The sequence below is a fragment of the Thiohalorhabdus sp. genome, assembly GCF_036628635.1.
GTDB lineage: Bacteria > Pseudomonadota > Gammaproteobacteria > Thiohalorhabdales > Thiohalorhabdaceae > Thiohalorhabdus.
The window spans coordinates 58,146-82,995 of record NZ_JAZKRM010000002.1; the positions used below are offsets into that span (position 1 = coordinate 58,146).

Sequence of the window (24,850 nt, forward strand, 5' to 3'; positions counted from 1 at the left end):
ATGCCGCGCATCTGGCACATAGGCCCCACTGTCGGAACAGGGCGGGCTTGAGGGTCCTGGTTACCGGCGTCGGTGGCCACCTGGCTCAGGCCCTGCTGCCGCGGCTTCTGGAGTGGCCCGGGATCGAGGAAGTAGTGGGCCTGGATTGGGCGCCGGTCACCTACCCCCATCCCCGCTTCCGCTTCGTGCGGGCCGACATCCGGGATGCCGACCTGACCGAGCACCTCCGGGAGATGGAGGTGGTGATCCATATGGCCTTCGTGGTGCTGGGCTCGGCCCTCGGCCGGCGGCGCAAGGAGCGCAACCTGATGCGCTCCATTAACCTCGAGGGCAGCCGCAATCTGTTCACTGCCGCGCGGTTGGCCGGGGTGGGCCATGTGATCCACACCTCCAGCGTGGCCGTTTACGGGGCCTGGCCCGACAATCCCGTGCCCCTTACCGAGAATGCGCAGCGCCGGCCCATGCCCGGCTTCGGCTACAGTGAGGACAAGGCGGCTGTGGAGTTCTGGCTGGACGCCTTCGAGCGCGAGACGGGCGCGCCCACGGTGACGCGGCTGCGGCTCCACGCGGTGGTGGGCCCGCATGCCCAGCCCCTGCTCAACCGCCTGGCGCGTAGCCGCTTCTACATCCGCACGCCCGAGGAGGCGCCCCCGGTGCAGTGCCTTTGGGAAGATGACGCCATCGACGCCGTGCTGCGGGCGCTGCAAAACCGCGTTGACGGTGCCTTCAATATCGGTGCCCCCGACCCCCGGCCGTGGCCGGAGCTGGCGACACGCCATCACCGGGTAACGGTGGGCATCCCCTACCGGGTTGCGGAGCCGGCGCACCGCCTCCTGTGGCATGTGACCCCCGCTCTCGGCGACCCGGGCTGGTTGGCGGGCATGCGCTATCCGCTGGTGGTTGACTGCACGCGGGCTGAGGGCTACCTGCATTGGCGGGCCAACTATTCTGTGGCAGACTGCGTCGACTTGTGCTGGAGCCTTTCCCAAACGGCCGGTAAGCCGTCTCAGAATCCCGAGCCATGACCCGAATCGCCAACCTGCCTTCGCTGTCGGATCGGCTGAGCGCCAGCAGCGCCGAATACCGGGACCCTCTGGCGCAGGTGGACTGGGCAACCCTCGATCCTCAGCGCCCCTGGATGCCCGAGGAGATGGTTTCCCTGTACGGGCTGCCGGAGTGGGAGGGCATGTCCGAGGTCCAGCGGCGTCATCTGGGGCAGTGCGAGCTCATCGCCTTTCTGGAGCTGGGGCTCTGGCTGGAAGCGTTGTTCATGCAGCGCATCGCCCGCCGGGCCAGCGAGGGCCCCGGTGGGGATCTTGCCGGCTACACCTACCAGCTCCACGAGCTGCGGGAGGAAGCCGGCCACAGCCTGATGTTCGTCGAGCTCATTCGCCGCAGCAGGATCCCGCCCCTGGTCAGCCGGCTGCGCCGGCCCCGCATGGCCACTGCCTTCGCCCGCCTGGCTCCTTTCGATTCCGCCGCCTTCTGGGCCACTATCCTGATCGGCGAGGCCGTCCCGGACCAGATGAACCGCATCCTTTCGCGGGACGAGGCCCTGCCCGAGGCCGTGCGCCAGGTTATGGCGGTTCACATGCGGGAGGAGGCCCGACACATCGCCTACGCCCGCAGTCGTGTAGGGGAGCGCCTGGCCGGGCTTTCGTGGTTGCGCCGGCGCGCTCTGGGGCTTTTAGTGCGGCGGGTACTGGGCCAGTTCATCGATCAGTGCTTCTACCCCCCGGCGGCGGTCTACGCCCAGGCGGGTCTGGCCAATCCAGGGGATATAGCCCGGCGGGCACGCGCCAACCCCCATCGCGCTCAGGTGGTGCGGCGCTGCGTGGGCCCTACCGTGGATTATCTGGCCGACAGCGGGCTGTCCTTGGGCCGTTCACTGCCGGGTCCCGAACCCAGCCCCGCCGAGGCCGATTGACACCCCCTGGTGCCCCACCTAACCTAGAACATGCATTCGGTCCGGTCCTGTGGATAAAGGGGTAAAGGCCATGGGTGACAGGGTAGCCGTGCGCGCCGAGGCCTCGCTGGCCACCCGGCAGCGCATTCTGGAAGCGGCTCGTCATCTGTTTACCGAGCGCGGCTACTTCAATACGTCCCTGCAGGACATCCGCCGCGCCAGCGGCCTATCCATCGGCTCCATCTATCATCACTTCTGCGGCAAGGAGCAGATCGCCCGGGACCTTTTCTACGACACCCTGGCCTTCGTCGAAGGCGATATCCAGGGGGTCTACGCCGCCTACAGCGGGGCCCGGGAGCGCTGCTACCACGTCATCCGGCGCCTTTTCGAGACCACCGAGGAGGCCCCGGAGATCATGGAATACGTCCTGTACTTCAAGCACCGGGAGGTGTTGCCCGCCGAGAAGCCCATTTGCTCCTCCCGGCCTTTCGAGCTGATCAAAGGCATCATCGGCGAGGGCATGGCCGCCGGCGAGATCCGTGCCATGGATGAGATTATCGCCTCGGCGGCGCTGCTGGGCATGCCCGTACGCATGGTCCAGCTGCGCCTGGAAGGCGTCCTTGAGCGGCCGCTCACCGAGCAGCTGGCCGAAACCTGGGAGTCCGCCTGGCGGAGCGTGGCGGCTTGAACCTTTGGAATGGTTTGATGGTGGCGGCCCTGGCCGCCGTTTCCGGTAACGTCGGTGCGGTTACCGTCCCCGAGCGAACCGACTCGCGCAGCGGTGCTCCGGTATGGAAGTGGGAGGGCGACGGTATGACCGTCCGGGCCATGGGACGGCCCCCGGATCAGGCACAGGCCTTTTTCATCGGGCGGGGATTCCCGAATGAGGCCGCCCGCCGCTATGCCCGCAGCTGCGTCTTCGGCATGACCCTACGCAATCGCGCTGCCGGTGGTCCCATTCGCCACCAACTGGCCCAATGGCGGGTTCGAATCGGGGATAAAATTTACCCACCCCTTTCCGAAGCCCGTTGGCAGGAACGTTGGCGGGAAATGGGCGTTCCCGAGCGGGCGCGAACCGCTTTCGCCTGGGCCACTTTCCCGACGCAGGAAACCATGGGGGAGGGGGCCTATCTCATGGGCATGGTGGCCATGGGCCTAGCGCCAGGCGAGCGCTTCGACCTGATCATCAAGTGGCACCAGGGTGGCCACGGGCGACGGGTGGCCCTGGAGGATCTGCGTTGCCCCCGTAACGTCAACAGGCAGGAGAGGTGATGCGAGGGTTCAAGCGAATCGGGCTTGTTCTGTGCTGGTTAGCCGTGGCCGCCTTAGGTTTCTCCCTTCAGAGCGTCGGTGCCCAGCAGGGGGAAGGCTTGCAACGGGTGGCCGGCCAACCTGAGGCCCGGGAGTTTGACCTGCCCGGGCTGGAAGGCAACAACTACCGCCTTTCCGATCTGCGAGGCAAGGTGGTTCTGGTCAACTTCTGGGCCACGTGGTGTCCGCCCTGCCGGGAGGAAATGCCCTCCATGCAGGGCCTGTACGAGGATCTTAAGAACGAGCCCTTCGAGGTGCTCGCGGTGAACGTGGGGGAACAGGAGGGCGACGTCTTCCCCTTCGTCCACGGCGAGCTGGAGGCCGAGCTTACCTTCCCCATCCTGCTCGATCCCGACGCCAAAGTGATTGACCGTTACCCGGTCCGTGGCTTGCCCACCAGCTTCCTGGTGGACAAGCAGGGGCGGTTGGCCTACAAGGCGGTTGGCGGCCGGGACATGGAAGGCGAGGCCTTCAGGAAGGCGGTCCTGAAGCTTCTGGCGCGTTAGCCCCAGCCTCGGCGCGGATAACCCGGTTGCGGCCCTGGTTCTTGCCGGTAAGGACCGCCTGATCGGCGCGGTGGAAAACCGACTCCAGGGTTTCGCCGGAACCGAATTCGGCCACCCCGGCGGAGATGCTGATCTCGGCCCGTTCGCCGCGGAAGGTGAAGCGAGCGTTATCGACGGTCTGTCGCATGCCCTCCGCGATATTGACTGCCTGGTCAAGGCCGGTTTCCGGGAGCATGGCGACGAATTCCTCACCGCCGTAACGGGCGATGAAGTCGGTCTCTCGCTGGAGCTGATTCTGGAGTAGCCCGCCAATGACCTGCAGGGCCTTGTCCCCGGCCTGGTGACCGTAGTGGTCGTTGACTGCTTTGAAATTGTCCACATCCACCACGATAAGGGCCAGGGCCTGACCGTGACGGCGCCAGTGGGCCACAGCAGGGGCCGCTTGCTCCTCATAGCCGAGGCGGTTGGGTAGCTCCGTAAGGCTATCGGTGTGGGCCAGGCGCCATTTCTGCTGAAGCTGTTGCCGCAGTTGCTGAGATTCCTGTTCCATCTCCTCGAGGCGGGCGGATAGAGTAGCTACCCGCCGCTCCAGGTCCTTTTCGCGCTGGGCCTCAGTCTGCTGAACCGCTTCCACCCGCTCCTGGATAACCTCTAACCGGCCTTGTACCGCATCCTTGAGGCCCTCGAGCTCCTCACTGGCCTGGATATCGGTGGCCAGGCCGTCCATCTGGGCTTGGATATCTTCGCTGTGACGGCGGGTCTGTTCCGATGCGTCGGCCTGCTCGGCCTGGGCGGCCTGAAAGCGCTGCCCAAGCGTGCCGAGGTTCTCGGCCATCTGCTGGAGGAAGGTTTCCAGGTCTTGGCGTTCCCGCTCGTAGTGCTCCCGGGCGCGCCCCGAAAGGTCTGCGGCACCGGCTAGAATGGTGGGCAGATCGCTGGGGGCGGGGTTGGCGTATAGGCGGTTGCGCAGCCGGTCGGCCTCGGTGCTCAAGTCATCGCTGGTGCCGCCGAGAGCGTCCAGAATCCGGTGGACCGGGCGGACCAACTCCGGGGCGCAGCTGCCGCCCTTGCTGATCAGGGCCCCTTCGCCGGAAAGGGCGGCGTTTAGCCGGCCCGCCAGCTCTTCCGCTAGCTCTACCAGGTCCTGGCCATCTCGGGTCCCTTCCAAGCGGCCCTGAATATCCGCTACCGGTTCTCGATGCGGCTCGGGCACGTGCAGCCGGTTTAGCAGGCCGCGCAAGGGCACTCCAGGGTCACCCCCGAACATGCCCTTCAGCCCCCCTTGCCGGGACTCCTTCTGGCCGGCCTGGACCAGCTCGGCGAGATCCTTGGCCAGATACGGCAAGTTGCCTTCTTGGTCGGGATCCCGCAGGCGACGCCGGAGGTCGCGAACATCGCCGGCCAACCGGCGAGGGAATCCGATGCTATTCAGGACGTCGAGTAGCAGGGCCCGAGGCTGAGCCGCCTGTTCCCGGCTGGCTTTGGGAAGGCCCAGGTTGCGGATAGTGGCCTCGGCTTGACCGGCAAGCTCGGCAACTCGGGCGGGCTCTTGGCCTTCGCGGATGGCCGCGCGCAGATCGCTTAGCGCGCTGTCTAGCTGGGGGTCTTGCTCGAAACCGAAAAGCGCGAGCCGGGCCAGGGCCTGTTCCAGGGTGGCCTCGATACGGGACCATTGGCGCTCCCGGGACCGCGCCTCCCAGCCCTCCTCAGGCTGCTCGTCGGGCTCCGTGGTGCCCCCGGAACGCTTGTCCTTGAGCTTGCGACCGATCATGCGCCCCTCGCGCCGGTGGGAGGATTTGCCCTCAACGGCGATGGTACCTTATCCCTGCCCTAGGACAAGCCAGTCTGGCGTGACCAGCTGTGCCTCTCCGATGGGAGCGGTATGGTCTTTTCTCTGCTCTCCGTCGATCTGGCCGTCTTGATACTGCTTGGGGTGGTTGGTGCCTTTTGCTAACCGACCGCTTTCGGGTTTTTGGCCCATGTCTTTCTGGCCCTTTTCGCGGCTACCATGGTCTGCTTGGGGCTGGCCCTGTTCTCGTAAGAGGCTCGGGACCCCTGGGCTCGCCCAGGGCGTATCGGCCTGGGTGTGGCCGCCCAGTTCGTGGTCATGCCGCTTCTGGTCTTCGCCGCCCTAGTAGTACAGGCGGCCGGCGTCTCCTCGGCCCCGGCCGGGGCTTTCTTGTGTTGGGCTGCGCCCCCTGGGCCCATCGTATCTTCGGCACCAGCAAAGCTACGCGACCTAACCCTGGGCCGCTACCTACTTGACCACCCGCAGCTGGCGGCCCAGGACGGGATGGCCGAGGGCGAACAGCAGGGTCTGGATGGCGGCACGGCTGGCACCGAGATCCCGATCCAGGAAGGCGGGAACCAGGGAAGGGCAAGCGGGTGCATGACCCACCACCTCGTGGTTGCTGACCTGCACCGCCCGCCGGTGGCAGTGAAACTGCACCAGCTTGGTGAGCTCCTTGTGAAAGCGTGGTACCCGGGGTCGAGCGATGGGGATGGCCACCGCGGTCTCCCAGGCCAACGGGGCCCGCTCACCGTAGTCGGTCAGCTGGCCGGTCAGGTCCTTGGTTCCCCCGATGAAAACGCGAGGCCGGTGACCGGGAGCCGCGGCAGGCTCGATCAGAAAAAGAACCCCGAAGCCGGCCAGGTCGGCCAGCCCGGTGACCTCCGGTAGCTGGGTGCGGGGGATGTGCAGGGCGCGCAAGGGCTGCTGAGCGATCTCCAGCATTCGGACCCCTTCCGGTGCCCCTTCGGGCTGCCAGGTGCGAATCTCGCCGAGCATCATGGGGTAACCTCCCCGAGAACCACGCCCAAGCCATTCGACTATAGCCTACTCGGGAAGTGCCGGGGAAGATGGGGGAGTCGGGGTGGGTCGGCCCGAGGGTGTCAGGCCGCGCCACCTTGTTGGCGGCGGCTGCGCACGCCGGTGGCCAGGTCCACCAGCAGATCGGTGGTGGTGTCCCAACCCATGCAGGGATCGGTGATGCTCTGGCCGTAAGTGAGCTTGGTACCCGGCACCAGATCCTGCCGGCCGGCCACTAGGTGGCTCTCCATCATGAGCCCGATCAGGCGGTGCTCGCCGGCTCCGACCCGCGCCGCCAAATCGCGGCAGACCTGGTACTGGCGCTCGGTGTTCTTGCCGCTGTTGGCGTGACTGCAGTCCACCATGAGCCGCACCGGCAGGCCAACCTTTTCCAGAAGAGCCGAGGCTTCCTCCATGCTGCCGGGGTCGTAATTGGGACCGCTGGTGCCGCCGCGCAGGATAAGATGACCGTCAGGGTTGCCGGTGGTGGTAAAGATGGCCGAGTGGCCGTCCTTGGTCAGGGACATGAAATGGTGGGGGTGGGCGGCCGAGCGGATGGCATCTACCGGGGCCTGCAGGCTGCCGCCGGTGCCGTTCTTGACGCCCACCGGGCACGACAGGCCCGAGGCCATCTGCCGATGGACCTGGCTCTCGGCGGTGCGCGCGCCGATGGCCCCCCAGCTCACCAGGTCGTCGATGTACTGGGGCACCACCAGCTCCAGGAATTCGGTGGCGGCGGGAACACCGGTCTCCGCAAGGTCGCGCAGGAGACGGCGGGCGCTGCGCAGGCCGTCGTTAATTCGGAAGCTGTCGTCCAGGCCGGGATCGTTGATCAGGCCCTTCCAGCCCACAGTGGTGCGCGGTTTCTCGAAGTACACCCGCATGACCACCAGCAGGTCATCGGCGTGCTCGGCGGCTGCCTCCTTGAGGCGGCGCGCGTAGTCCATGGCCGCCTCCGGATCGTGGATCGAACAGGGGCCGACGATCACCAGCAGGCGGTCGTCCTCGCCGCTCAGGATTCGCTGGATAGCCTGGCGGGCGCCGTGGACCGTCTCTGCGCCCGCCTCCGACAGCGGAATCTCGCGGTGCAGCTCGGCGGGAGAAACGACCTCCTGGACGGATGCGATGCGCAGGTCTTCGGTTGGATGCGTCACGGTAGGATACCGTCGTGGTGAGGTCAGGTTGGCCGCGGGCCAAGGTGCCTGTACGGCCTGCAAACAGCAAGGGCCTGGACGGAATGGCTGCCGACCAGGCCCTGGCGGGTATGGTGCGCCCGGGAGGATTCGAACCTCCGACCTACTGATTCGTAGTCAGTTGCTCTATCCGGCTGAGCTACGGGCGCTTGCTATCTTCTTCGAAGCCCTCGGCCCCGATAAGCGCGAAACTATAGCGCATGTTCGGCGGCTGGAACAAGGAAGGAAGCCGGGCAAATACCCAGGTCTCGGCAACCGGCTCCCCCTGCCTGAAAAGCTTGAGACGGACGGCCGGGTTGGTTTTTCCCGGCTCACGGGGGACCGGTTCGGCGTCCGGGGTTTCGTTCTCCCCCGGCGGCATTCGGTCGAGGGAGAAATCCTCGGTATAGCGCGTCACTCGAATGCTGTGGACGGCATCGGGGAGTGCCACGGTAACCCCGGTGGGAACAGCCATCTCTACCTTCCGGGCCTCCACCTTGTCCAAAACCCGCAACCGGACCCGATCCACCCGGGATTCGGGGCGCTCGATTCGCGACGTTTCCGGGTGCGAAACGGCCCAAGTCCCTGCGGGGACCGCGGCCAGCAGCGCCGCCAGGAAAGCGGCGAACAGGATTGGCGGAGAGGGAGGGATTCGAACCCTCGATGCGGGGTCAACCGCATACTCCCTTAGCAGGGGAGCGCCTTCAGCCACTCGGCCACCTCTCCGTACGATTTGGAAGAGCATCAATTTAAAGGAGGGCGGGGCGCCCTGTCAAAGCCGGCGGCCGGGGGGAGGGCGGGAAGGCAGTTTTAAGTATTAAGTATTAAGTATTAAGGCAAGAAGAAACGCCAATCCCCGGTTTTTTTGGGTTTTTTCTTAAAACTTAATACTTAAAACTCCTCAAAAAAAGGCGGCCCCAAAAGGGCCGCCTCAACCGCTGAGGGAGGATTGCGCGGTTAACGGCTCAGCTCTGCGACCCCGTGAACTCGGGGTAGGCCTCCATGCCGCACTCGGCGAGGTCGAGGCCCTCGTACTCCAGCTCCTCGTCCACGCGGATGCCCATCAACGCCTTGAGGACGGCCCAGACGATCAGGCTGGCGAGGAACACCCAGGCGAAGATGCCGACGATGCCGATGAGTTGGCCGCCGATGGTGGCACTCTCGGTGGACAGGAGCACCGCCAGAATGCCCCAGATGCCGGCCACGCCGTGGGCCGAGATGGCGCCCACGGGATCGTCGACCTTGGCCTTGTCGAAGGCGACGATGGCCAGCACCACCAGGATGCCGCCGACGATGCCGATGCCGGTGGCCAGCAGCGGCGACGGGTTCAGCGGCTGTGCGGTGATCGACACCAGGCCGGCGATGGCGCCGTTGAGGGCCATGGACAGGTCGGCCTTGCCGAACAGGGCCCGGGCGGTCAGCAGCGCCGCCACCACGCCGCCGGCGGCGGCGGTGTTGGTGTTGACGAACACCGCGGCGACGTTGTTGGCCGAATCGACGCTGGACACCGCCAGCTCCGAGCCGCCGTTGAAGCCGAACCAGCCCAGCCACAGGACGAAGGTGCCCAGGGTTGCCAGGGGCAGGTTGGCGCCGGGGATGGCCCGGACCGAGCCGTCGGCGCCGTATTTGCCCTTGCGCGGCCCGAGCATCAGCACACCCGCCAGGGCCGCGGCGGCGCCGGCCATGTGGACGATGCCGGAGCCGGCGTAGTCGCTGTAGCCCAGCTGATCCAGCCAGCCGCCGCCCCAGGTCCACATGCCCTGGACCGGGTAGATCACCCCGGTCAGCACCACGGCGAAGATCAGAAAGGCCCACAGCTTCATGCGCTCGGCCACCGCTCCCGAGACGATGGACATGGCCGTGGCCACGAACACCACCTGGAAGAAGAAATCCGACAGGTTGGAGTAGTAGGGGGCGTCATCGCCGCCGCCGGTGACCGCGGCGGCCGAGTTGTCCGCCCCGATCAGGAAGTCCAGCCCCGGGATCACACTGTTCATGGCCCAACCGTACATCAGCTGGTAGCCCAGCAGCAGGTACATGATGCTGGCGATGCTGTACAGGGCAACGTTCTTGGTGAGGATCTCGGTGGTGTTTTTGGCCCGGACCAGGCCCGCCTCCAGCATGGCGAAGCCGGCGGCCATCCACATCACCAGGGCGCCGGATACCAAAAAGTAGAAGGTATCCAGGGCGTAGCTCAACTGCGCAAGCTGATTCATGGCATCCATGATTGCGGCTCCTTGATCCCTTATGGCCTAGAGGGCGTCGCCGTCGGTTTCGCCGGTGCGGATGCGGATCACCTGCTCCACCGGGGAGACGAAGATCTTGCCGTCGCCGATCTTGCCGGTATGGGCGGCGTTGCTGATGGCCTCGGCCACCGCCTGCACCTGGTCCTCGGGCACCACCACGTCGAGGCGCACCTTGGGCAGGAAATCGACCACGTACTCGGCGCCGCGGTAGAGCTCGGTGTGGCCCTTCTGGCGGCCGAAGCCCTTGACCTCGGTCACCGTGATGCCTTGGACTCCGGCCTCGCCCAGGGCCTCGCGGACGTCGTCCAGCTTGAACGGCTTGATGATGGCGGATACGAGCTTCATGGCAGGCTCCTTTAGAAGGTCCAGGTCGCCCCGGCCCAGAAGTTGTCGTCGAGATTTGCGTCGGTCCGGTCGTAGCCGCCAACGGTGTAGTTGATGTGCATGCTGGCACCGGTAGCGGCCAGGGGATGACTCAAGCTGACGGTGGCGTCGCGGAAAGCGCCGTCCTCCGTCATTACTACGGTTGTGTTGCCGTCTTCGTCCTCGAGGTCGCCCGCATAAAAGTAGTAACCGGCATCGATGCTAAATGTGAAATCCTGCGGTAGGGGTTGCTCGAAACTGAGGTTGACGTAGGTGTCACCGGCCGCGGTCCAGTCGACTGTGTCCAGGGCCACATTAGCCGATAGGCTCACCGGGCCATAGGAAACGGAGGCAGTGCCCTCCGGCACGCTGCTGCCCTCGGTGGCGTCGCCGGTGTAGTAGAAATACAGCAGTCCTACGTCGTAACCGAGCTCGCCGGCGGAACCGCCATAGCCGGCGTAGGCATCGATCTCGTTGGCTGCCGGGTCGTTGTAGTTGAGGGTGGAGAACCAGGTTCCGGCGTAGAAGCCCGACCCGTGGGCGTAATCCAGACCGCCCTGAAAGGCGGTGCGGGCGTCCTCCGCGCCACCGCGGAAAATATACTTGGAGACCACGCTGGCATTGCCGGTGATCTCGGCTTGGGCCGCGCCCGCGCCGGTCAGGAGGAGCGCGCCGGCTGCCAAGGGGGCAAAACGGGAGAACGAGGTGGAATGCATGGCTGTGCTCCTTGGATTGAGCGATATAAATGGTTCGCTGCCCCATTTGCACGGCCCGTGCCAAAACAAAAAATAACCTAAAAACAGTGACTTAGTTTGTAATATGCTCGCCTTGGGCGGCAAGGCCGGCACCGCCATGGTGCGCCCTGCCCCTTAGTGGTGCGGTGGGGCCCCCTGAGTTGCGTGAGCACGGGATACCCGCGCCGCCGGGGTCCGGGGAAAGGCAACCCACCGGGCGCGAACCCCGCGAAAGCTTGGCCTTTTTGCGCTATGATGAAGGCCCTGGAGGTGGTGGAGCCCCCGGTCGGCTTTTGCCCGGGCTCCGCTATGCCGTGCCCTGATGCGCGCCCAAAAGGAGGGACCCCATGCGCTACCTCGTTACCGCTGCTTGCTTCCTCGTCGCCGCGGCAATGGCCCCGGGAGCCGTGGCCGCGGAAAAGACCCGCATCACCTGGCTGGGTCATGCCGCCTTCAAGGTCGAAACACCTTCCGGCGGCGTCCTCTTGATCGATCCCTGGATCACCAACCCTGCCAATGTCGAGGGCAAGGCCATCCTGGCCGATATGGCCGCGGTGGACCGCATCCTGCTCACCCACGCCCACCCCGATCATGTGGGCAACGCCGTGGAGCTGGCCAAGAAGACCGGGGCCCGGCTGGTGGCACCCTTCGAGCTGGGGCAGCAGCTCAAGGCCCAGGGCTATCCCGCCGACCAGGTGGGCACGAACGGCCTCATGAACATCGGCGGCACCATCAGCATCCTCGACGGCGAGGTGGAGGTGCTCATGACCCGGGCGGTGCATAGCTCTGGACTGGAGCGCCCGGGCGACGACGACGGAGCGCCGTCGCACTACTACGGGTCCAATCCCGTGGGCTACCGCATCCAGGTCGAGGCCGGGCCCGCCATCTACCACGCCGGCGATACCGACGTCTTCGGCGATATGGCCCTCATCCGCAAGCTGTCCCCGGTGGATGTGATGCTCGCGCCCATCGGCGGCCACTTCACCATGGACCCCGAGCGCGCCGCCTACGCGGTCAATCGCCTGATCCAGCCGGATGTGGTGGTGCCCATGCACTACGGTACCTTCGGGGTGCTCGAGGGCCGACCAGCCGACCTGTCGGAGCACCTCCACGAAGGGGTGACCATGAAGGATCTGGAGGTCAACGGGGCGGTGACCTTCTGAGCCGAAAGACGAAGGCGTGCCGGCGGGCGGGCTTTCGGACTCGCCCGTTTTGTTGGGGAGGAAGGCGGTCAGGTGGCGGGGCGGTTTAATCGCCCTCGTCTGCGACCAGACCCCGCTCCCGGATCTTCCGGGTCAGGGTGTTCCGTCCCCACCCCAGCAGAGCTGCGGCACGCTGGCGGTGGCCGCCGGTGTGGGCGAGGGTCTCCCGGATGAGGACGCGCTCCAGCTCGGCTTGGGCGCGGTCGCCCACGTCGGTCTTGCCGGCCTGGAGCGCCTGGTGCACCCAGTCCGCCAAGGCCTGCTGCCAATCGCCGGTGGCGGCCGGGGCGGTACCCGATTCGCGGTACGGGGTAGGCAGGTCCTCCGGGTAGATGGTGGTACCCGGGGCCATCAGCGTCAGCCGCCGGCACAGATTCTCCAGCTCGCGGACGTTGCCTGGCCAGTCAGCGGCCTGGAGCCGCTCCAGAGTCTCGGGGGCGAGCTGCTTGGGCTGCAGGCCCAGCTCGTCCGCCAAGTCGCGCAGGAAGTAGCTGGCGAGCTGGGGGATGTCCTCGCGGCGCTCGCGCAGCGCCGGCAGGTGGATGGGAACGACGTTGAGGCGGTGGAAGAGGTCCTCGCGGAAGCGCCCCTCGGCGATCAGCTGGGGCAGGTCCTGGTGGGTGGCGGCGATCACCCTGACGTCAGTGCGGATCAACTGGCGCCCGCCGACGCGCTGGATCTCGCCCTCGGCGAGCACCCGCAGCAGTCGGGTCTGGAGGTCGGCGGGCATGTCGCCGATCTCGTCGAGGAACAGGGTGCCGCCCTCCGCCTCCTCGAAGCGGCCGATGCGGCGCTCCACGGCGCCGGTGAAGGCGCCCTTATCGTGGCCGAACAGCTCCGACTCCAGCAGCTCGGCCGGCACGGCGGCGGTGTTCAGCGCCACGAAGGGGCCCTCGGCGCGGGGGCTGTGGCGGTGCAGAGCGCGGGCCACCAGCTCCTTGCCGGTGCCGGACTCCCCGGTGATAAGGACGTTGGCCTCGGAGTGCACCAGGCGCCCAATGATGCGGAACACCCTCTGCATGGCAGGGGCCTCGCCCAGGATCTCGGGGCGCTCGCCGGCGGCCTCGGCCGTCTCGGCGGGGGCTCGAGTGAGGGCGTGGCGAGCCAGGGAGACGGCCTCGGCGACGTCGAAGGGCTTGGGCAGGTACTCGAAGGCGCCCTCCTCGAAGGCGGAGACCGCGGCGTCCATGTCGCTGTAGGCGGTAGTCAGGATGACAGGCAGGTCGGGCTCCTGGGCGTGGATGCGGCGCAGCAGCTCGAAGCCGTCTTCGCCGGGCATGCGCACGTCGGAGATAACCAGATCGGGGTGACCGTCGCCCAGCGCCCGGTGCAGGGCGTCGGCCGTTTCGAAGGCACGCACCTGCATGCCCGCCTCGGTCAGGGCCTTTTCCAGCACCCAGCGGATGGAGGGGTCGTCGTCGATTACCCAGACAGTGGAGGTCATTGCGCTTGGCTCCCTTCGTCGGAACCGCCTGGTTCGGACGCCGGTGGCTTAAGGGGCAGAGTGACCTGGAACACGGTCTCCCCGGGCCGGCTCTTGAGGTTGATGACGCCGCCATGGGTGGTGACCAGGTCCTGGGCGATGGACAGGCCCAGCCCGCGGCCCTCTGCCCGGCTTGTAACCAGCGGGTAGAAGATCTGGCTGTGCTCGGCCTCGGGGATGCCGGGACCGTTGTCGGCCACCTCCACGCGCAGGGCCAGCGGATGGCGCCGACCCTCGATGGTGTAGTTGCGCACCACGCGCGTGCGCAGCGTTACCCGACCCTGGTTCCGGTCGGAAACGGCATTGACCGCGTTGGTGGCCAGGTTGAGGAAGACCTGCACCAGTTGGTCGAAGTTGCCCGTCGCCTCGGGGAGGCTGGGATCGTAGTCGCTGGTGATGGTCACTTTCTCCGGGGCCTCCGCGGCGGCCAGCCGGCGCACCCGCTCCAGCACCTCGTGGATGTTGACCGGTCCGTGCTCGGCCCCTGAGCGGGGGCCCTGGAGCTGTTCCAGGAGCTTGAGAAGGCGGTCCACCTCGTGCTCGATGACGTCGGTGTACTCGGCCAGCTCCGGGTCGCTGAGGTGGGCGGCCAGCAGCTGGGCCGCGCCCCGAAGTCCGCCCAGGGGATTCTTGACCTCGTGGGCCAGGCCGCGGATCACACGGTGCAGGGCGCGCTGCTCCTCCAGCCGGCGACCCTCCTGAGCGATGCGGCTGCGCCGGTCGGACAGGGTCACCTCGGCCAGCAGGCCCAGGTGGTCGCCGTCATCCAGGGGCAGCGGCGATAGCGTCACGTCCACCAGGTGACCGGTTTCACTCGGGCATTGGAGCCAGACCTCGCGCTCGCTGACCACGCGGGGCTGGGCCAAAACCCCTAGTGCTTGGTGCACCAGATTGGTGCGTCCCGGGAACAGTTCGCCGAGGCTTCGCTCGGTGCCCTGGCGAAGGCCCACCGCGAACAGCTCCTCGGCGGCCGGATTCAGCCACTGCAGCTGGAGCCGGTCGTCGAAGGTCAGCACCGAGGTGGTCAGGGAATCCAGGACCTGGGCGGGGCGCTTGGCGGGATCGGACGCTGGCATGGCGCACTGGGCTCCTGTAGCGCGGACCGGCGGGTTCCAAAGTAAACGACCTCCCCGGCCGCCCGGGGAGGTCGTTGTTCCGCGGGCCGGCCCGGCCTACACGCTGTAGTAGAGGGCGAACTCCATGGGGTGGGTGGTCATGCGCACCTGGTCCACCTCCTCGCGGCGCAGCTCGAGGTAGCCGTCGATGGCATCGTCGGTGAACACGCCGCCCTTGGTCAGGAACTCGCGATCGGCATCCAGGGCGTCGAGGGCTTCCTCGAAGCTGGCGGCGACGGTGGGTACGTCCTCCAGCTCTTCCGGCGGCAGGTCGTAGAGGTTCTTGTCCAGTGCCTCGCCGGGGTCGATCTTGTTCTCGATGCCGTCGATGCCGGCCATTAGCAGGGCCGAGAAGGCCAGATAGGGGTTCGCCGTGGGGTCGGGGAAGCGCACTTCGATGCGCCGGCCCTTGGGCGAGCCCACCGCCGGGATGCGGATGCTGGCGGAGCGGTTACGGTTGGAGTAGGCCAGCAGCACCGGCGCCTCGAAGCCGGGGACCAGGCGCTTGTAGCTGTTGGTGGAGGCGTTGGTGAAGGCGTTGATGGCCTTGGCGTGCTTGATGATGCCGCCGATGTAGTACAGAGCCTCCTGCGACAGCCCGGCGTAGCCGTCGCCGGCCATGATGTTGTTGCCGTCCTTCCACACCGACTGGTGGACGTGCATGCCGGTGCCGTTGTCGCCAACCACCGGCTTGGGCATGAAGGTCGCGGTCTTGCCGTAGGCGTGGGCGACGTTGTGCACCACGTACTTGAACTTCTGGAGCTGATCGCCCTGGTCAACGCACTCGGCGAACCTAAAGCCCACCTCGTTCTGGTTGGACGTGGCTACCTCGTGGTGATGAATTTCGGGGGTGATGCCGATCTCCTCGAGCACCAGGGACATGGACGAACGGATGTCCTGGCTGGAGTCCACCGGGGGCACGGGGAAGTAGCCGCCCTTGATCGCGGGGCGGTGACCGAAGTTACCGCCCTCGAAGTCGGCGCCGGAGTTCCACACGCCCTCCTCGGAGTCGATCTCGTAGCTGCAGCGCTCCATCTTCACGTCCCACTTCACCGAGTCGAACATGAAGAACTCGGGCTCGGGCCCGAAGTAGGCGGCGTCGCCGATGCCGGTTGCCTGGAGGTAGGCCTCGGCGCGCTTGGCTACCGAGCGCGGATCGCGGTTATAGCCCTCCATGGTGTCGGGCTCGGCCACGTCGCAAGTCAGGACGATGGTGGGCTCCTCGTAGAAGGGGTCGAGGAAGGCCGAGTCCGGGTCAGGGACGAGCAGCATGTCCGACTCGTGGATCTCCTTCCAGCCATCGATGGAGGAGCCGTCGAAGCCAAAGCCCTCCTCGAAGGCCTCCTGATCCAGCCCGTGGGCGGGCAGGGTCATGTGCTGCCACTTGCCCCGGGGGTCGGTGAAGCGGAAGTCGATGAAGCGGGCGTTGTGCTCCTCGACCATCGTGAAGACTTTGTCAGCGCCTTGGGCCATGGGTGTGCCTCCTCAAAGGGGGTAGCCGTGGTTATTCGAGCCTTTTGATGCACAAGCTGTGCCAACGGGGGAACGGGCCGGAACAGGGGCGAACCGAGCGGGTATTGAACCATTGTAGGGCATATGGGATGACTAATGCACCTTTTTGGTGCGAAATGCCCCGGGATGGGGCGTCAGATGTGCTTGTTTGGCGACGATGGCGGATCCTATAATAAGGGGGGTTCCCTTTTTATTTTCCCCGTCCGAAGCGCAACCTTCATGTCCTACCTCCTTATCGAAGGCTCGGCCCGGCCCGACAGCCGCACCGGGCTGGTGGCCCGGCAGCTGGCCGGCATCCTGGAAGGGAACGCCGAAGCGCCAGTGCGCCGGATCGCCCCCGCGCCCCATCTGGCCGCCCTGGCCGACGGTGCCGTGGCCGGAGGACCGGTGGAGGCCTTCCAGCCGGTGGTCGACGACGTGGCCGCCGCCTCGGGGGTGATCCTGGTGACGCCGGAGTATCACGGCAGTTATTCCGGGGTGATCAAGCTGGTCCTGGACAACCTGGGCTACCCTTCGGTGCTGCGGGGTAAGCCGGTGGGGGTGGTGGCACTAGGTGCCGCCCGCTTCGCCGGCACCCGGGCCGCTGACGCCCTGCTGTCGGTGCTTGCCCATGTCCGCGCCCGCCCCTTCGGCCGCTACCTGTTCTTCCCGGCCATCCAGGACCAGCTTTCCGAGTCCGGTGAGCTGGCAAACCCCGATCTGCGCGCCGAGGTCGCCGATTTCGCCGCCGAGTTCCACCGCTTTAGCCAGTGCACCCGGCAGGCGGAGGGTCTCGAACCGGGCTAAGGGGGGAGGCCCCACTCGGTTACGCTCCCTAACGCGCCCATTCCCCCGCCGACGCAAAACGGCCCGGCCGCTTCAGCGGCCGGGCCGTTTGCTTGGTTCCTTGGAAGGTCAGCCCTGCTTCTTGCCTACCAGCTCATGGATGATGGGGTTGAGGATGAGCTCCATGGCGAAGCCCATCTTGGGGCCGGGGACCACCAGGGTGTTGGGCCGGGACATGAACGAGCCCTTGATCATGGACGTCAGGTAGGTCCAGTCCTGGTCCTTATAGGCGTTGAAGTGGATCACCACCATGGACTCGTCCGGGGTGGGAATGTCCCGGGCGACGAAGGGGTTGGAGGTGTCCACCAGCGGCACCCGCTGGAAGTTGATGTGGGTGCGCGAGTACTGCGGCGTGATGTAGTGAACGTAGTCGTACATGCGCCGCAGGATGGTGTCGGTCACCGCGCTGGCCGAGTAGCCGCGCTCGGCGGTGTCGCGGCTGATCTTCTGGATCCACTCCAGGTTCACCGCCGGCACCACGCCCACCAGCAGGTCGGTCCACTGGGCCACATCGACGCCGGCCTGGGGGTCGGCGACGCCGCCGTGCAGGCCCTCGTAGAACAGCAGGTTCGACTCGGGCAGATCCTCCCAGGGGGTGAACTGGCCGGGGCCCTTGTCGGTGCCCAAGCGCTCGTTGTGCTCGGCGGCCTCCTCCTCGCTGTGGATGTAAAAGCGCCGTTGCCCGGTCCCGGTCTGGCTGTAGCTCTTGAACAGCCCCTCGAGCTTGTCGAAGTGGTTGGGCTCGGGGCCAAAGTGGGAGAAGTTCTCGCCCTTCTTCTCGGCCTCGGCCATCTTCTCCTTCATCTCGGAGCGCTCGTAGGCGTGGAAGCTGTCGCCCTCGATCACCGCCGGGGTGAGGTTTTCGCGCCGGAAGATGTCGTTGAACGCGTTCTTGACGGTGGTCGTGCCAGCGCCGGAGGAGCCCGTCACCGCGACGATCGGGTGTTTACTGGACATGCCGTCCTCCAAGCTTGTCTCGGTTGCGAAGATTCGGTTCCGGAGGCGCTAAGGCGATCGTCCGCAGCCCCTGCGCCCGGGCGGCGGCGCCCCGTTTTGGCCTCGCGGGCGGGAGCAGGATGGTGCTCCGGCCCATGTAGGGGATTCGGCAAACGCCGGATGATAACAGCCCCCGCTTGCAGTGGGTAGACCGAGGCGGCCGGGCTTACTCGTCCAAGGCCCCCATGATCACCCCCAGCTGACGGGCGGTGTCCATGAGGGGATGGTCCAGGGGAACGGGGCGGTAGGCGCCAACCACCTGATCCAGGGGCACCGTATCCAGCCCCTCACCGTGGAGGGCCACCATACGGTTGCGCTCGCCGCGGGCCAGGGCGTCCGCAGCGGCGGCGCCGTACTTGGTGGCCAGGATACGGTCCGAGGCCACCGGCCCGCCACCGCGCTGGGTGTGGCCGAGTACGGTGACGCGGCTTTCCAATTGGGTATCCTCCTGGAGCTTGTTGGCCACGTGGGCGCCGATGCCGCCGAGGCGAGCCTGATAGACCCTGGAGCCGGTTTCCAGCACCGATAGGTCGCCGCCCTTGGGCTGGGCCCCTTCGGCTACGGCGATGATGCTGAATGGCGCTCCGCCCTCCGCGCGGCAGTTGACCTCTTGGCTGACGTGGTCGATGTCGAAGGGGGTCTCGGGAACCAGGATGGCATCGGCGGCCCCGGCCAGACCGGCGCGCAGGGCGATCCAGCCGGTGTAGCGGCCCATGGTTTCCACCACCATGACCCGGTGATGGCTCTCGGCGGTGTCGTGCAGCTTGTCCAGGGCGTCGGTGGCGGTGGCCACCGCGCTCAGGTGGCCGAAGCACAGGTCGGTGCCGCGGATATCGTTGTCGATGGTCTTGGGGGTGCCCATCACTGGCAGCCCCTTCTGGGCCAGGTGGTAGGCGATGGACAGCGAGCCGTCGCCGCCGAGGATTACCAGCGCGTCCAGGCCCAGCTCCTCTGCCCGCTCCAGCACCATGTCCGAGCGGTCCGCGTAGGTGTCAGCGTCAACCGGGTACTGGAAGGGGTTCGCCCGGTTGGTGGTGTGGAGAATGGTCCCCCCGCGGTTGATGAGGCCCTGGGTGCTGTAAGGGGTCAGCGGTATGGGCGGGAGGCGCTCCACCAGCCCCTTGAAGCCCTGGGGGATGCCCAGGACAGCCGGCCAGCCGTAAGTGCGCATGGTCACCCGGACAACGGCCCGGATGACGGCGTTCAGGCCCGGAGCGTCGCCGCCGCCGGTCAGGATGCCCAATTGCATGGACCCTTCCTCATTCTGGTTAGTTCGGAAAGGGTGGACCTTTTCAATGGCCAAAGATGGCCGCATCGTTTCCGAGTCCTGAATCGTAACCCCCAAGCCCGGTGTTGACAGCCTTTGGTGGCTACCTCGGGTCCGGTCCGGTAAATCGGGTTGCCTAGGCTGGGGGAGTTTGCCACTGTGAACGTTCGTCCCTTTTTGTCCTGGAGGACACACCCATGCAACGGCTAATTCCCTTATTGCTAATGTTTTTCGTGGGCCTGACCTGGGCGGCAGGTGCCTCCGCCCAGGGCATGGGCATGGACGGTCCCAAGCCCAAGGTGGTCTATCACGTGGACTACGAGGGGGTGCGGCGCTTCTCCGCCCAGCTGACCAGCATCTACAATATGGTCCACGACTATCGCAACCAGCTCATCGACTCCGACGTCCGGATCGTGACCAACTCCTTCGGCGTGCGCTTCTTTACCGACAACAACCTCGAGGACACACCGTTCGAAGCCGGTGAAGAGCTCAAAGACCAGCGGGAAGATCTCAAAGGCCGCATCCGGTCGCTGATGGACACTTATGATGTTCAGGTGGCCATCTGCGGCATTACCCGCGAGCAGCTCGACCTGCCCAAGGATGCCTTCTACGACGGCGTCACCTTCGTGGAGTCGGGGGTGGTCGAAGTAGCCAAGTTGCAGCAAAAGGGCTTTGCCTATATCAAGGCCGAGTAAAGACCGGCCCCGCAGCCAAGCAAAGGGCCCGGCGGCGGTGCCGCCGGGCCCTTTGCTTGCGTCACCGGATTAATCCGGGCGCTACAGGTTCTGCTCCCGGATTTCCTGCTCGATGCCGTTGCTAGCCGCGCGCTTGTAGTTGAAGAAATCCGTGCCGTCCTGGTAAGCACCGTCCACCACAAACTTGCCCAGCGCCAGCATCTCCTCGAGGGAAGGATTGGAGACGAAGCGTACCAGCTCCTCGCCGTTTTCGCCGAAGATGATCAAGGTGGGAGTGGCGCGGGCCCGGTGGCGAACAGCGAAATCGGATTGCGCCACGGGCTCGCCCTTGAAGTCCACGAACTCCTTGTTGCCCTTGATGTTGACCTTGTAGATATCGAAGTGCTTGTGGAAGAACTCGTGGACGATGGGCTGGGTGAATACCCGCCGTTCCATCTGCTTGCAGAAGGGGCACTGGTCCTGGTGGAAATACAGCAGAACGCCCTTTTTGCCCTCGCTCAGGGCTTTTTCCAGGTTCGTCTGGAAATCCCCGAAGGCGGGAATCTGATAGAACGCTTCGGGATCGGCCCGTTCGGCGCTGGCGCTGAATGGCATCAGTGCGGCCACGAGGGTGATGGTCAAGGTGCACAGCAAACGGTTCATGCAAGCCTCCTTGGTCGCGGGCCTTCCGGGCAGCGGGTGATCAGCGCTCGAGGTGCTCGTACTTGTCCTCCACGTCGGCCCATTCGTCGGCGTCCGGCGGCGGATCCTTTATCTCGGTGATCACGGGCCATTCCTGGGAAAGCTCGGCATTGAGCTCGGTGTAGTGCTCCCACTTATCGGGTAGCTCTTCCTCGCGGTAGATGGCCGTAACCGGGCATTCCGGTTCGCACAGGGTGCAATCGATGCACTCGTCCGGGTCGATCACCAGGAAGTTGGGGCCCTCGTGGAAGCAATCCACGGGGCAAACCTCGACGCAATCGGTGTATTTGCACTTGATGCAGGGCTCGGCCACCACGAATGCCATTCCTTGGCTCTCCTCGTTCCCGGGTAGTGGACAGAAGGTCCTAGGGGGGACCCTGGTCGGGTATTTGGGACACCCCCCGAAGGGGCCTTCGGAGGGTATGATTGCCGGCGTTTAGGGTTCCCGCAAAACCTCAAAAAAGTGCGACAGTCGGCCCCCCGTGTCAACCTGAGCGCCCCGAGCTGGCCCTGGCACGTCACCGGGGGCTGGTAGGGGCGGCGCTTGCATGGGGATTTGGATTAGACCAACCTCAACGGGGTGAGTGCCAGTTTCTCGGCGAGGTTCAGGCATGCGTACCATCGAGATTCGCCCGGAGGCGGTTAGCCCCCGGACCATGCAGCAGGTGGCGGAGGCCTTGACCGAGCGCCAGGCCGTCGTTGCCTTTCCCACCGACACCGGCTACGCCTTCGGCTGCGTCCCCGGCGCCCAGTCGGCCCTCCAGCGTATCCAGCGGGTAAAGGGGCTGACCGCTAGCCATACCTGGACCCTCCTGTGTCCCGATCTCGGGTGCCTGGGAAAATTCGGGCTTCTCGATACCCCCCATTTCCGGCAGGTCAAGCGGGTCATCCCGGGGCCCTATACCTTCGTCCTGCCGGTCACGGCCGAGGTCCCCAATCAGCTCAAGCAGAAAAAGCGTAGCACCATCGGCATCCGCATCTCGGACGACCCCGTGGTCAAGGGCCTTCTGGATGCGCTCGGCGGTCCGCTGGTGACCACCTCGGCCCGGGTCCAAGGGGATGAATGGGCCCTGGAGGATGCGGTGAGCATCGCCGAGGTATGCGGCGATGCCATCGATCTCCTGTTAGACGCCGGGGTGGTTCCGCCCAATCCCTCCACTATGGTCGATCTCACCGAGCAGGAGCCGGCCATACTTCGCTACGGCAGTGGCGACCCGGCCCCCTTCGGCGGTTGATCGGCAGCCTCAACCGCTAACCGCCTGGGGCTCCAGCTCCTCCCTGACGGCCCTGGCCAGCGCCTGGCGAGCCTCGGGAGCGTCAAGGGGCATGCCCTCGCGGGTAATGAAGAAGGTGTCCTCGGTGCGCTCACCGAAGGTTGCCACCTTGGCAGCGTGAATCTCACACCCTTGTTCGGACAGAACGCCGGCTATGCGGTGGAGCACCCCGGGAATGTCGGGGGCGACCACCTCGGCGACGGTCTGCTGGCCCGAGGCCGAGGGGTAAAAGGTCACCTGCACCGGGGTGGGGAAATGCCGTTGGGCCCTTTCCCGGAAGGTTTGGCGCCCCGGGGGGGAGGGGGCGACGCCGGGCTGGGTGAGGGCCGCTTGGAGCCGCTCGCGGAGGTTGGCACGGGCTGCCGGATCCGCCACTGGCTGGTCCTCCTGATCCAGCACCAGAAAAGTGTCCAGGGCCCAAAAATCGCGGGTGGTGTGGATCTTGGCCTCAAGGATGTTGAGCCCGAGCGCCGCCAGAACGCCCGTTACCAGGGTGAACAGGCCGGGACGGTCGGGGGTGTAGAGCAGGATTTCCGTACCGCCGGCGCGCGAATGGGGCGCCACCTCCACCACGGTGGCCTGGGCCGGGTTGACCAGGGTGCGGGTGTGCTGGATGAGCTCTTCAGGGTGATAGTGCAGGAGGTAGTCACGGTCCACCCGCTTGAGGTGGGCGCGTACCGTCCGGGTATCGAAGCCTTCCTCGGCCAGGGCCTGGCTGATCCGGCGCTGCATTCGCCGTGCGCGCTCTCGGGCGTCGCCCGGGTTGCCCGCGTGCAGGGCCTGGCGGGTGTTGGCGTAGAGATCGCCCAGGAGCTGGGCCTTCCAGGTGTTCCATACCTTGGGCCCGGTGGCGCGCATGTCCGCCTCGGTCAGCAAAAACAGCAGGTCCAGGTGCTCCGCCGTACCCACCCGCGCAGCGACCTCGCCGATGATCTCGGGGTCATGGATATCGCGCTTCTGGCTGATCTGCGACAGCGACAGGTGCTCGTGCACCAGCCAGGCTGCGGTCTCGGCGTCTTCGGCATCCATACCCAGGCGCCGGGCCAGTCGCCGTGCCACACGGGCGCCCAGGACGGAGTGGTCGCCGGCCTGGCCCTTGGCGATGTCGTGGCACATCAGACCCAGGTAGAGCACCTCGGGGCGGCGCACCTGCGGGGCCAGCCGGCAGGCCAGGGGTGAGTCGCCCGTGACCTCGGGATCCTGGCGGAAGAAGGCGTCGGCGATCTCCATGGCGCGCAGGGTGTGCTCATCCACCGGGTAGATGTGGAACAGGTTGTGCTGGGTCTGGCCCACAATGCGGCCGAATTCGGGTACCAGCCGGCCGAGCACGCCGTAGGTGTTCATCGGCCGCAGGATTTTTGCCACCCGGCCGGGCCGCGTCAGAATCCGCAGCAGGCCCGATCGGACCCTTGCGTCGCCCCGCACCGAAGCATCCACCGCCCGCGCCCCGGTCCACAGCGCCCGCAGGGTTTCCGCCCCCAGCGGGGACAGCGGCTCCCGCTCCTGCGCCTCGACGAAAAAGGGCACCATGCCCGCAGGGTCCCGCGTGAGGTGCTCGGGCTTGACGGCTTCTAGGTAGGCGCCGCGGAGGGCCAGCTCCGGACCCAGTTGGCGCACCGGCGGCCCGTGCAGGGCCTGCTCCAGGGTGCGAAGGCCGATGTTGGTGAGCGCCACCACCTGCCGGAGGCTGCGGTAGTAGCGCTTCATAAATTTTTCCACCGCCAGGGTGGCCGTGCCGTCGCGGTACCCGAACTCGGCAGCGAGCTCGTGCTGGTGATCGAACAGCAGACGGTTCTCGTTGCGCCCGGCGGCGTAGTGCAGTCCGTTGCGCACCCGCCACAGGAATTCCTGGGCCCGGGTCAGGGCCCGACACTCTGCCGCCGTTAGGATGCCCCGGGTCATGAGCTCGCGTAGCGAGGCGACGTCGAAGCGGTAGCGGGCCACCCAGTACAGTAGCTGGATGTCGCGCAGCCCGCCCCAGCTCTCTTTGACGTTGGGCTCCAGGTTGTACACCGGGCCGCCGTAGCGGGCATGACGGATCCGCTGCTCCTCCTGCTTGGCGGCCGTAAAGGCATCGCCGTCGATGAGGGCCTCGGCCCGGAAGCGGTCGTGAAATTGCCCGTAAAGGTCCTCATCGCCCGCCAATAGGCGGGCTTCGAGGAGACTGGTCTGGATGGTCAGGTCGTCATGGGCATCGCCTACGCACTGCTCGGGGGTGCGCAAAGCCTGGCTTACCGGCAGACCGACATCCCACAGGAAATGCAGCAGGGGCTCGGCGAAGGCGGCGGCGACCTCAGCCGTGTCGCCGTGGAGCAGGAGCAGATCGACGTCGGAGTGAGGATGCAGCTCGGCGCGGCCGTAGCCGCCCACTGCGGCGAGGCACAGGGACATCCGGCGGCGCTCGTGGGCCAGATAATCGGCCAGCATGCGCCAGAGGTTTTGGAGCAGGCGGTCGGTGAGCAGGGCGTGGCCGCGAACGATCTCACGGCCGCTGGCTCCGATCTCGTAGCGCTGGCGCAGGAAGTCCCGCCCCTGGCGATAGGCATCCCGGAATAGATCGAGGTAAGCAAGCCGAGCCGGTTCCCAGCCGGCTTCAGGGGGGTGCTCGTCCCGGAGTGCCTCCAGATCCCGGGCAAAGCGCCGCTCGGGGAAGACCCATTGCCGGTGGCGGAGCCGGTAAACCGGCTGATCACCGGGCTTGCGGGGCCCCCTTGGGCCGTTGGTGGGCTGGCTCATGGCGGTCTTGCCCCCGC

General features: G+C 66.3%; 24 protein-coding genes and 2 tRNA genes. 9 read left to right on the top strand and 17 right to left on the bottom strand.

What is annotated here, in order from left to right; all coding sequences use genetic code 11:
• The first annotated feature begins 47 nt into the window (after positions 1-47).
• The 5 genes from V5A19_RS01245 (at position 48) to V5A19_RS01265 (ending at position 3,723) form a co-directional block, all read left to right on the top strand.
• A complete protein-coding gene (locus tag V5A19_RS01245) occupies positions 48-1,025 on the top strand; it encodes an NAD-dependent epimerase/dehydratase family protein (RefSeq protein ID WP_332317291.1) in 978 nt (325 codons plus the stop codon).
• A complete protein-coding gene (locus V5A19_RS01250; protein ID WP_332317292.1) occupies positions 1,022-1,927 on the top strand; it encodes an AurF N-oxygenase family protein in 906 nt (301 codons plus the stop codon). The genes V5A19_RS01245 and V5A19_RS01250 overlap by 4 nt, the downstream gene beginning before the upstream one ends.
• Positions 1,928-1,997: 70 nt before the next feature.
• Positions 1,998-2,594 (top strand): TetR/AcrR family transcriptional regulator, encoded by a 597-nt coding sequence (locus V5A19_RS01255; RefSeq protein WP_332317293.1) that lies wholly within the window; start codon positions 1,998-2,000, stop codon positions 2,592-2,594.
• Positions 2,591-3,178: a hypothetical protein gene (locus V5A19_RS01260; protein ID WP_332327675.1), complete on the top strand. Its 588-nt coding sequence runs from the start codon at positions 2,591-2,593 to the stop codon at positions 3,176-3,178. The genes V5A19_RS01255 and V5A19_RS01260 overlap by 4 nt, the downstream gene beginning before the upstream one ends.
• Positions 3,178-3,723, top strand: a complete 546-nt coding sequence (locus tag V5A19_RS01265; protein ID WP_332317295.1) for a TlpA family protein disulfide reductase — start codon at positions 3,178-3,180, stop codon at positions 3,721-3,723. The genes V5A19_RS01260 and V5A19_RS01265 overlap by 1 nt, the downstream gene beginning before the upstream one ends.
• On the opposite strand, the gene V5A19_RS01270 is transcribed toward V5A19_RS01265, so the two are convergent.
• The 9 genes from V5A19_RS01270 to V5A19_RS01310 all read right to left on the bottom strand — a co-directional run bounded on the left by V5A19_RS01270 (position 3,689) and on the right by V5A19_RS01310 (position 11,029).
• Positions 3,689-5,494, bottom strand: coding sequence for a GGDEF domain-containing protein (locus V5A19_RS01270; RefSeq protein ID WP_332317296.1), 1,806 nt, complete (start codon positions 5,492-5,494; stop codon positions 3,689-3,691). The genes V5A19_RS01265 and V5A19_RS01270 overlap by 35 nt on opposite strands.
• A gap of 486 nt (positions 5,495-5,980) precedes the next feature.
• A complete protein-coding gene (locus V5A19_RS01275) occupies positions 5,981-6,514 on the bottom strand; it encodes a hypothetical protein (RefSeq protein ID WP_332317297.1) in 534 nt (177 codons plus the stop codon).
• Positions 6,515-6,615: 101 nt separating this feature from the next.
• Positions 6,616-7,686, bottom strand: coding sequence for a 3-deoxy-7-phosphoheptulonate synthase (locus V5A19_RS01280; protein ID WP_332317298.1), 1,071 nt, complete (start codon positions 7,684-7,686; stop codon positions 6,616-6,618).
• A gap of 111 nt (positions 7,687-7,797) precedes the next feature.
• Positions 7,798-7,874 (bottom strand) — tRNA-Arg (locus tag V5A19_RS01285).
• The gene (locus V5A19_RS01290; RefSeq protein WP_332317299.1) at positions 7,865-8,179 is read right to left on the bottom strand and encodes a hypothetical protein; all 315 of its coding nucleotides are present in this window, start codon (positions 8,177-8,179) and stop codon (positions 7,865-7,867) included. Before V5A19_RS01290 ends, V5A19_RS01285 begins: the two co-directional genes overlap by 10 nt.
• A gap of 159 nt (positions 8,180-8,338) precedes the next feature.
• Positions 8,339-8,430, bottom strand: a tRNA-Ser gene (locus V5A19_RS01295).
• A 239-nt stretch (positions 8,431-8,669) separates the two neighbouring features.
• Complete coding sequence (locus V5A19_RS01300) at positions 8,670-9,920, bottom strand: ammonium transporter (protein ID WP_443081387.1); 1,251 nt, start codon at positions 9,918-9,920, stop codon at positions 8,670-8,672.
• Positions 9,921-9,956: 36 nt separating this feature from the next.
• A complete protein-coding gene (locus V5A19_RS01305) occupies positions 9,957-10,295 on the bottom strand; it encodes a P-II family nitrogen regulator (protein ID WP_332317301.1) in 339 nt (112 codons plus the stop codon).
• Positions 10,296-10,306: 11 nt separating this feature from the next.
• A complete protein-coding gene (locus tag V5A19_RS01310) occupies positions 10,307-11,029 on the bottom strand; it encodes a TorF family putative porin (RefSeq protein ID WP_332317302.1) in 723 nt (240 codons plus the stop codon).
• A gap of 365 nt (positions 11,030-11,394) precedes the next feature.
• On the opposite strand from V5A19_RS01310, the gene V5A19_RS01315 reads away from it, so the two are divergent.
• Positions 11,395-12,210, top strand: coding sequence for a metal-dependent hydrolase (locus V5A19_RS01315; protein ID WP_332317303.1), 816 nt, complete (start codon positions 11,395-11,397; stop codon positions 12,208-12,210).
• Positions 12,211-12,295: 85 nt separating this feature from the next.
• Here the strand turns inward: V5A19_RS01315 and ntrC are convergent, their stop codons facing one another.
• The 3 genes from ntrC to glnA form a co-directional block, all read right to left on the bottom strand.
• Entirely contained in the window at positions 12,296-13,693 is a 1,398-nt protein-coding gene (gene ntrC, locus V5A19_RS01320) for a nitrogen regulation protein NR(I) (protein WP_332317304.1), read from the bottom strand.
• Positions 13,690-14,808, bottom strand: a complete 1,119-nt coding sequence (glnL, locus tag V5A19_RS01325; RefSeq protein WP_332317305.1) for a nitrogen regulation protein NR(II) — start codon at positions 14,806-14,808, stop codon at positions 13,690-13,692. Before glnL ends, ntrC begins: the two co-directional genes overlap by 4 nt.
• A 96-nt stretch (positions 14,809-14,904) precedes the next feature.
• Complete coding sequence (gene glnA / locus V5A19_RS01330) at positions 14,905-16,320, bottom strand: type I glutamate--ammonia ligase (RefSeq protein WP_332317306.1); 1,416 nt, start codon at positions 16,318-16,320, stop codon at positions 14,905-14,907.
• 258 nt (positions 16,321-16,578) lie between these two features.
• Here glnA and V5A19_RS01335 point away from each other — a divergent pair, with 258 nt between their 5' ends.
• Complete coding sequence (locus V5A19_RS01335; protein WP_332317307.1) at positions 16,579-17,145, top strand: NADPH-dependent FMN reductase; 567 nt, start codon at positions 16,579-16,581, stop codon at positions 17,143-17,145.
• A gap of 108 nt (positions 17,146-17,253) precedes the next feature.
• Here V5A19_RS01335 and V5A19_RS01340 read toward each other — a convergent pair whose 3' ends face one another.
• Positions 17,254-18,141: a phosphoribulokinase gene (locus V5A19_RS01340; RefSeq protein WP_332317308.1), complete on the bottom strand. Its 888-nt coding sequence runs from the start codon at positions 18,139-18,141 to the stop codon at positions 17,254-17,256.
• Between the two features lie 205 nt (positions 18,142-18,346).
• Positions 18,347-19,429: a 6-phosphofructokinase gene (locus V5A19_RS01345; protein WP_332317309.1), complete on the bottom strand. Its 1,083-nt coding sequence runs from the start codon at positions 19,427-19,429 to the stop codon at positions 18,347-18,349.
• 215 nt (positions 19,430-19,644) lie between these two features.
• On the opposite strand from V5A19_RS01345, the gene V5A19_RS01350 reads away from it, so the two are divergent.
• The gene (locus V5A19_RS01350; protein WP_332317310.1) at positions 19,645-20,142 is read left to right on the top strand and encodes a DsrE family protein; all 498 of its coding nucleotides are present in this window, start codon (positions 19,645-19,647) and stop codon (positions 20,140-20,142) included.
• An 81-nt stretch (positions 20,143-20,223) separates the two neighbouring features.
• Here the strand turns inward: V5A19_RS01350 and V5A19_RS01355 are convergent, their stop codons facing one another.
• Positions 20,224-20,784: a thioredoxin family protein gene (locus tag V5A19_RS01355; protein WP_332317311.1), complete on the bottom strand. Its 561-nt coding sequence runs from the start codon at positions 20,782-20,784 to the stop codon at positions 20,224-20,226.
• Positions 20,785-20,824: 40 nt separating this feature from the next.
• Positions 20,825-21,148, bottom strand: coding sequence for a ferredoxin FdxA (gene fdxA / locus V5A19_RS01360; protein ID WP_332317312.1), 324 nt, complete (start codon positions 21,146-21,148; stop codon positions 20,825-20,827).
• A gap of 286 nt (positions 21,149-21,434) precedes the next feature.
• On the opposite strand from fdxA, the gene V5A19_RS01365 reads away from it, so the two are divergent.
• Positions 21,435-22,058, top strand: a complete 624-nt coding sequence (locus V5A19_RS01365) for an L-threonylcarbamoyladenylate synthase (RefSeq protein ID WP_332317313.1) — start codon at positions 21,435-21,437, stop codon at positions 22,056-22,058.
• Positions 22,059-22,067: 9 nt separating this feature from the next.
• Here the strand turns inward: V5A19_RS01365 and glnD are convergent, their stop codons facing one another.
• Positions 22,068-24,833, bottom strand: coding sequence for a [protein-PII] uridylyltransferase (glnD, locus tag V5A19_RS01370; protein ID WP_332317314.1), 2,766 nt, complete (start codon positions 24,831-24,833; stop codon positions 22,068-22,070).
• Positions 24,834-24,850 lie beyond the last annotated feature (17 nt).